7 protein-coding genes, 1 tRNA gene and 1 pseudogene are annotated in these 6748 nt (G+C 69.0%); 8 read left to right on the plus strand and 1 reads right to left on the minus strand.

Annotated elements, in window-relative coordinates; all coding sequences use genetic code 11:
* The first annotated feature begins 42 nt into the window (after window positions 1-42).
* From LCL87_RS12515 to LCL87_RS12535, 5 genes and pseudogenes are all read left to right on the plus strand, one after another.
* Window positions 43-642, plus strand: a complete 600-nt coding sequence (locus LCL87_RS12515; protein WP_225019953.1) for an XRE family transcriptional regulator — start codon at window positions 43-45, stop codon at window positions 640-642.
* Entirely contained in the window at window positions 639-1001 is a 363-nt protein-coding gene (locus LCL87_RS12520; RefSeq protein WP_225019955.1) for a FluC/FEX family fluoride channel, read from the plus strand. Before LCL87_RS12515 ends, LCL87_RS12520 begins: the two co-directional genes overlap by 4 nt.
* Window positions 998-1342, plus strand: coding sequence for a fluoride efflux transporter CrcB (crcB, locus tag LCL87_RS12525; protein ID WP_225019957.1), 345 nt, complete (start codon window positions 998-1000; stop codon window positions 1340-1342). Before LCL87_RS12520 ends, crcB begins: the two co-directional genes overlap by 4 nt.
* Before the next feature lie 68 nt (window positions 1343-1410).
* Window positions 1411-3048, plus strand: a complete 1638-nt coding sequence (gene pgm, locus LCL87_RS12530) for a phosphoglucomutase (alpha-D-glucose-1,6-bisphosphate-dependent) (protein ID WP_225019958.1) — start codon at window positions 1411-1413, stop codon at window positions 3046-3048.
* 35 nt (window positions 3049-3083) lie between these two features.
* Window positions 3084-4208, plus strand: a pseudogene (locus LCL87_RS12535) (MFS transporter); the annotation flags it as partial.
* A gap of 78 nt (window positions 4209-4286) precedes the next feature.
* On the opposite strand, the gene LCL87_RS12540 reads toward LCL87_RS12535, so the two are convergent.
* Window positions 4287-5039, minus strand: a complete 753-nt coding sequence (locus LCL87_RS12540) for a VIT1/CCC1 transporter family protein (protein ID WP_225019960.1) — start codon at window positions 5037-5039, stop codon at window positions 4287-4289.
* Window positions 5040-5112: 73 nt separating this feature from the next.
* Here LCL87_RS12540 and LCL87_RS12545 point away from each other — a divergent pair, with 73 nt between their 5' ends.
* From LCL87_RS12545 to LCL87_RS12555, 3 genes are all read left to right on the plus strand, one after another.
* Window positions 5113-5601: a MauE/DoxX family redox-associated membrane protein gene (locus LCL87_RS12545; RefSeq protein ID WP_225019963.1), complete on the plus strand. Its 489-nt coding sequence runs from the start codon at window positions 5113-5115 to the stop codon at window positions 5599-5601.
* An 84-nt stretch (window positions 5602-5685) separates the two neighbouring features.
* A complete protein-coding gene (locus tag LCL87_RS12550) occupies window positions 5686-6435 on the plus strand; it encodes a DsbA family protein (RefSeq protein ID WP_225019965.1) in 750 nt (249 codons plus the stop codon).
* Window positions 6436-6581: 146 nt separating this feature from the next.
* Window positions 6582-6657: transfer RNA gene (locus tag LCL87_RS12555), tRNA-Ala, on the plus strand.
* Window positions 6658-6748 lie beyond the last annotated feature (91 nt).

Consider the following 6748-nt stretch of genomic DNA (forward strand, 5'->3'; position numbering starts at 1 on the left):
AAATTCTCCTATAGAGGTGATTTTGAAACTACTATAGAGCACATGGATTTGGTGGCACTCGGTAGTCGGGTTCAACGCGCCCGCCGCGCGGCAGGCCTCACGCTGGCGGAAGCGGCGACGCAGACGGATGTGAGCGTGAGCATGATCTCGGCGATCGAGCGAGGCGACAAGGCACCGACCGTCGTCGTTCTCGACCGCATCGCGCGCGGGCTGGGCGTCGACCTCGCCGCGCTGGTCACCGGCGACGAGCGGGAGCGCACCGTGGTGCGGCGTGCCGACGAGCACGACGTCGCACACGAGGAGGGCGGATGGGCGCGCACCGTCGTCACTCCCGTCGTGCCGGGCGTGAACTTCGAGTGGATGGACGTCACGTTGCCGGCCGGGTGCGACGCCGGCGAGTTCCCTGCCTACGCACCCAACTCGCACGAGTTCGTGCACGTTCTCGACGGGGAGTTGACGGTGGGGGTGGGGGAGCGGGAGTGGATGCTCGGCCCGGGGGACACCCTGTACTTCGAGGCGGACGCCACGCACCGGTTCGCCAATGTCGGACAATCGCCGTGCCGCTACTTCGTGGCGGCGATGATCATGAGGGCGCGGACACCCGGTTCGCGCGGCCGATCCCGTGGGGCAGGTGGGCGATGACCGAGGCGCGAACGTTGGTTGTCGTCGCCGCCGGCGGCGCACTCGGCGCCAGTGCCCGGTACCTGCTCGCGCACCAGTTCCCGGGCATCTGGACCGTGCTGGTGATCAACATCGTCGGGTCGCTACTGCTCGGCATCCTCGCGGCCGTCCTCGGACCCGACCGGCTGTGGCGGCTGTTCCTCGGCGTCGGTGTACTCGGCGGCTTCACCACGTTCTCGACGTTCGCGGTCGATGTCGTGGAGAACCCGGGGTCGGCAGTCGTCTACATCCTCGCGACGCTGCTGCCGGCGCTGCTGGCGGCCCGACTCGGGATGCGGATCGGCGAGGCATGGCACACCCGACGGGGGACGGCGTCGTGACGGTCTTGTGGGTCGCACTCGGCGGCGGCGTCGGCGCGGGGGTGCGTTACCTCGCCGGGCGGCACCTCGCGTCGTACGGCAGTTTCCCGGTGCCGACGTTCGTCGTGAACGTGGTCGGCTGCCTCATTCTGGGCCTGCTGTCCGGCGCCACGCTGCCGCCCGCCGTGTTCGCCCTGCTCGGCACCGGCTTCTGCGGTGGACTGACCACCTACTCGACGTTCGCCGTCGAGTCGGTCGGCCTCGCGCGCGTTCGGCAGTCCGTCACATCCGTCGTGTATGTCGCGGCGAGTGTCGCGATCGGTATCGGATTCGCGTGGTTGGGGTTTCGGATCACCGCTTGAACGCGCCGGTAGCCCCCGGTGCTGGCACGATGGAACCGAGTTTTCGGTACGAGATTTCGGAGGGGTCGATGGTGCACGAACGAGCGGGACAGGTGGCGTTGCCGGAGGATCTGGAGGATCTGGCGCACCTGGTGTCCGCGTACTACACGCGCACTCCCGATCCGTCCGACCCGTTGCAGCAGGTGGTGTTCGGGACGTCCGGCCACCGCGGCTCGAGCCTCGATTCGGCGTTCAACGAGGCCCACATCCTCGCGACGACGCAGGCGATCGTGGAGTACCGCGCGGCGCAGGGCATCACCGGGCCGCTGTTCCTCGGCCGCGACACCCACGCGCTGTCGGAGCCCGCGTGGGCCACCGCCCTCGAGGTCCTCGTTGCCAACAATGTTGTAGTGGTGATCGATTCGCGTGACCGCTACACGCCGACGCCGGCGGTGAGCCATGCGATCTTGCGGCACAACGCATCCGGTCCCGCGGCGCGGGCCGACGGCATCGTCGTCACGCCGTCGCACAACCCGCCGCGCGACGGCGGCTTCAAGTACAACCCGCCGCACGGCGGCCCGGCCGACAGCGACGCCACCACCGTGATCGCCGACCGCGCCAACGAACTGCTCCGCGCCGGCCTGTCCGGGATCGCCCGGGTGCCGCTCGCGCGAGCCCTCGCGGAGGCCGGACGGTACGACTACCTGGCCGAGTACGTCGACGACCTGCCGAGCGTCCTCGACCTCGACGCGATCCGGGCGTCCGGTCTGCGTATCGGCGCCGATCCGCTCGGCGGCGCCGCCGTCGACTACTGGGCGGCCATCGCCGAGCGGCACCGCCTCGATCTCACCGTCGTCAACCCGCTCGTCGACGCCACGTGGCGGTTCATGACCCTCGACGGCGACGGCAAGATCCGGATGGACTGCTCGTCGCCGCACGCGATGGCCTCGCTCATCGCGGCCCGCGACCGGTTCGATCTGGCGACCGGCAACGACGCCGACGCCGACCGGCACGGCATCGTCACCCCCGACGGTGGCCTGATGAACCCCAATCACTACCTGGCGGTCGCGATCGACTACCTCTACACCTACCGCGCGGGGTGGTCGCCGACGACGAAGGTCGGCAAGACACTGGTCAGCTCGTCGATGATCGACCGTGTCGCCGGCGGGCTCGGCCGGCCCGTGGTGGAGGTGCCGGTCGGATTCAAGTGGTTCGTGCCGGGACTGCTCGACGGCTCGCTCGGCTTCGGCGGCGAGGAGAGCGCGGGCGCGTCGTTCCTGCGGCACGACGGCACCGTGTGGACCACCGACAAGGACGGGATCCTCCTGGCGCTCCTGGCCGCCGAGATCACCGCCGTCACCGGGCAGAGCCCCTCGGCCCGGTACCGCGAACTCACCCGGCAGCACGGCGATCCCGCGTACGCCCGCATCGACGCGCCCGCGACCCGCGAGCAGAAGGCGGTGCTGGCGAAGCTGTCGCCGGAACAGATCACCGCGACCGAGCTGGCCGGCGAACCGGTCACCGCGACGCTCACCGCCGCGCCCGGCAACGGTGCGGCCATCGGCGGCCTCAAGGTCACCACCGAGAACGCGTGGTTCGCGGCGCGCCCGTCCGGCACCGAGGACGTGTACAAGATCTATGCCGAATCCTTCCGTGGCCCCGAACATCTCGCGCAGGTGCAGGCCGCCGCGCAGGACGTCGTTTCCCGCGCACTGGGACTGGGCTGAACGGCCGTTCACCGACGCCGATAGATTCATCGGCAATGAGACACACTGACGCGACGGCGAGCGCCGACACGAAACTGCCCAAGGAGATCTGGGTCCTCGTCGTGTCGGCGTTCATCGTCGCGCTCGGGTACGGGATCGTGGCCCCGGCGCTGCCGCAGTTCGCGAGCAGCTTCGGGGTCGGTCTCACCGCGGCCAGCGCGGTCATCAGCGTGTTCGCGTTGATGCGCCTGCTGTTCGCGCCCATGAGCGGTCGCCTCGTCCAGAAGCTCGGTGAGCGCCCCACCTACATGTCCGGCCTACTCATCACCGCGGCATCGATGGGCGCCTGCACCGTCGCGACCGAGTACTGGCAGTTGCTCGTCTTCCGGGCCCTCGGCGGCATCGGATCGACGATGTTCACCGTCTCCGCGCTCGGCCTGCTGATCCGGATGTCCCCGCCGCAGGGCCGCGGCCGGGTGTCGGGGATCTACACCGCCTCGTTCCTCATCGGCACCATCACCGGCCCGTTGTTCGGCGGCGTGTTCGCCCGGTTCGGGCTGCGGGTGCCGTTCGCGATCTACACCGTCGCGCTCGTGCTGGCGGCCGCGGTCGTGTTCGTCGCGCTCCGGAACTCGCGTCTCGCTGCGCCCGAGGGAGACAGCGGTCTACGGACGATGACCCTGCGCGAGGGATTGCGGGTGCCGATGTTCCGGGCGGCGCTGGCGTCGAATCTCGCCACCGGCTGGGTGATCTTCGGCGTCCGGATCGCGCTCGTCCCGCTCTTCGTCGTCACGGCCCTGGACGGCGACACCGCGGCCACCGCCGTCGCACTCACCGTGTTCGCGGTCGGCAACGCCCTGGTCCTGTTGCGCTCCGGTCGGCTGTCCGACCGCATCGGGCGCAAACCGTTCGTGATCGCCGGACTCCTCATCTGTGGCGTGTCGACCATGACGATGGGCCTGACCGACAACCTCGTTCTCTTCTACATCGCGACGGCGGTCTCCGGGATCGGCTCGGGCATCATGGGACCGGCCCAGCAGGCCGCGGTGGCCGACGTCGTCGGGTCCGGGCGGCGCGGTGGGCCGTTGCTGGCCGCATTCCAGATGACCAGCGACATCGGTGGCTTCGCCGGCCCCCTCGTGGCGGGCACGCTCGCAGAGAAGCTGTCCTTCGAGGCGGCGTGGGCCGTGACCGGCGGCATCATGCTGTTGCCGATCCTGCTGTGGGTGCTGGTGCCCAAGGGGTTCGGCCCGGGCGAATCAGCTGACCCCGACCCCGATGAGCGCGCCGACGACGTACGTGGCACCGACGGCGATCGCGCCGAACAGCAACTGCCGGACGGCCCCACGGACCTTGGACTGGGCGGTGAAGTACGCGGCGAGCCCGCCCGCGAACAGTAGGCCCACACCGCCGAGCGCGAGCCCGGCGATGAGCGATTCGAACCCCAGCAGGTAGGGGATCAGCGGGATGATCGCGCCGATCGCGAACATCACGAACGACGATCCGGCGGCCACGAGCGGGGACGGCTTCTCCTGGGGATTGACGCCCAGCTCGTGAGTGATGTGGATGTCGACCGCACGTTCGGTATCGGCGTGGACCTCCGCCGCGGCAGCCGTCGCGGTCTGCTCGCTCATGCCCAGCGCGGTGAAGGTCTCGACCAGTTCCGCCTCCTCCGCCTCCGGGTGTCTGCGCAGCGCACGCCGCTCGACGCGGACCTCGGCGTCGATCTGCTCGTTGGACGTCGACACCGACGTGTACTCGCCGAGCGCCATCGAGAAGGCGCCGGCCACCAGGCCCGCGACGCCGCTGAGGATCACGGTCTGCGCGTCCACGCCCGCACCGCCCACACCGGCGATCAGCGACGTGTTGGTGACCAGGCCGTCCATCGCACCGAACACCGCCGCCCGCAGCCAGCCGCCGGAGACGTCCGAGTGTTTGTGGTCGAACTCGTGCGGCCGCGGCGGGGGCGTCGACGCGCTCGGCTTCTCGGGATCGGGGACAGCTTCGTTCACACGCCCGAATCTAGCTGCGGAAACGCGGATGATCTAGAAAGCCGAGGCATACCTGTTCGGTAGCGTGTGAGGCGTGTGGATACGCATTGTGAGCCTCCTCGCGCGCCTCGGTCTGGCCGCTGTGTGGCTGATCTCCGGGTGGATCAAGTTCATCGACCCCACGCAGACGGTCGTGGCGGTCCGGGCCTACCAGCTCCTGCCCGAAAGCCTCGTTCAGCCGGTCGCCACGACGATGCCGATGCTCGAGATCGCGCTCGGCCTGTTCCTGGTGATCGGACTCGGCGTGCGGGCCACGGCGCTCCTGTCGGCCGCGGCCCTGCTGGTGCTCATCGGCGTCATCATCTCGGTCTGGGCGCGTGGCCTGTCGATCGACTGCGGCTGCTTCGGCGGCGGCGGCGCTGCCGACGTCGACGGCTGGGACTACGCCCGGGAGATCGCCCGGGACGTCGGGTTCCTCGCGCTGGCGGTGTGGCTCGTCATCTTCCCGCGCAGTCCGTTCGCGCTCGGGCCGCGCTCTCGCGCCCCGTTCTCAGTGCCTGCTCAGGCGACGGTGGCAGAGTAGGAGCCGAGTAGTGCCTGCACGCGGCCCCGCGGTAGGCGCTCCGGTCAGTTCCGCACGGATCTCACAACAGACGAAGGACGCGAAGTGAGTTCGAAGAAACCGAAGTCGGCGAAGTACAACCCGCAACCGACCTCCAGCAAGGCCACCTACATCGTCGGCGGCATCGCGATCGCGGTGATCGCCGCGCTGGTGATCGGCGGCATCTTGCTCACGCGGGACAGCAACAAGCCCCGCAACGAGGGATACGGGGCGGTGCAGAACTCCGCCGTCCAGGTGACGATGGGCGACGCGGGCGTCGTCCGGCTGGGTCTGCCGGACGTCACGAACACCATCGACGTGTTCGAGGACCCGATGTGCCCGTACTGCGCGCAGCTCGAGGAGAAGCACGGCCAGGAGGTGGCGCAGGCCATCGACGAGGGCAAGCTCGCGGTCAACTACCACATCCTCAACTTCCTCAACCGGCTCTCGGCCAGCGGTGACTACTCGACGCGCGCCGTCGCCGCGTCGCAGTGCGTCGCGCAGACCGGCGATGCGATCGCGTACTCGAAGTTCCATGCCGAGCTGTTCTCGCCCGCCAACCAGCCCGCCGAGAACGGCAAGTCGGACCTGTCCAACGAACAGCTCGCGACGCTCGCGAAGGACGCCGGCGCCAACGAGGCCGCCGTCAACTGCATCACCAGTGGTGAGCGGATGCAGCAGGCCGCCGCAGACGCCGAGACGGGCCGTCAGGCCCTCGCCGCGTCGGGTGCGACCGGCACCCCGGCCGTGGTCCACAACGGCCAGGTGATCGACGCCCTGGGTGATCCGGACTGGGTCTCGCAGGTTTCGCAGTAGAAGCTGCCGGTGGCCGGTCCGAAGCGGACCGGCCACCGAGGGGCTTATCGCCTCTGACCAGCCGATTTGTAGTCGGTGACGGCGGTGGTGTAACTTTCTTTCAGCACGAGGGAGTCACTCCCGAAGCGCAGAGAACAACTCAACACGGGGCTATGGCGCAGCTGGTAGCGCACCACACTGGCAGTGTGGGGGTCAGGGGTTCGAGTCCCCTTAGCTCCACCAAGTTTCTGCAGGTCAGAGACGTAAAGCAAGATCAACTGAATAGCCGTCAACGGTAGCGGTCAACAACGAGTCGCACCGAGACGCTACGATC

It is taken from the genome of Prescottella equi, assembly GCF_020171745.1.
Classification (GTDB): domain Bacteria; phylum Actinomycetota; class Actinomycetes; order Mycobacteriales; family Mycobacteriaceae; genus Prescottella; species Prescottella equi_A.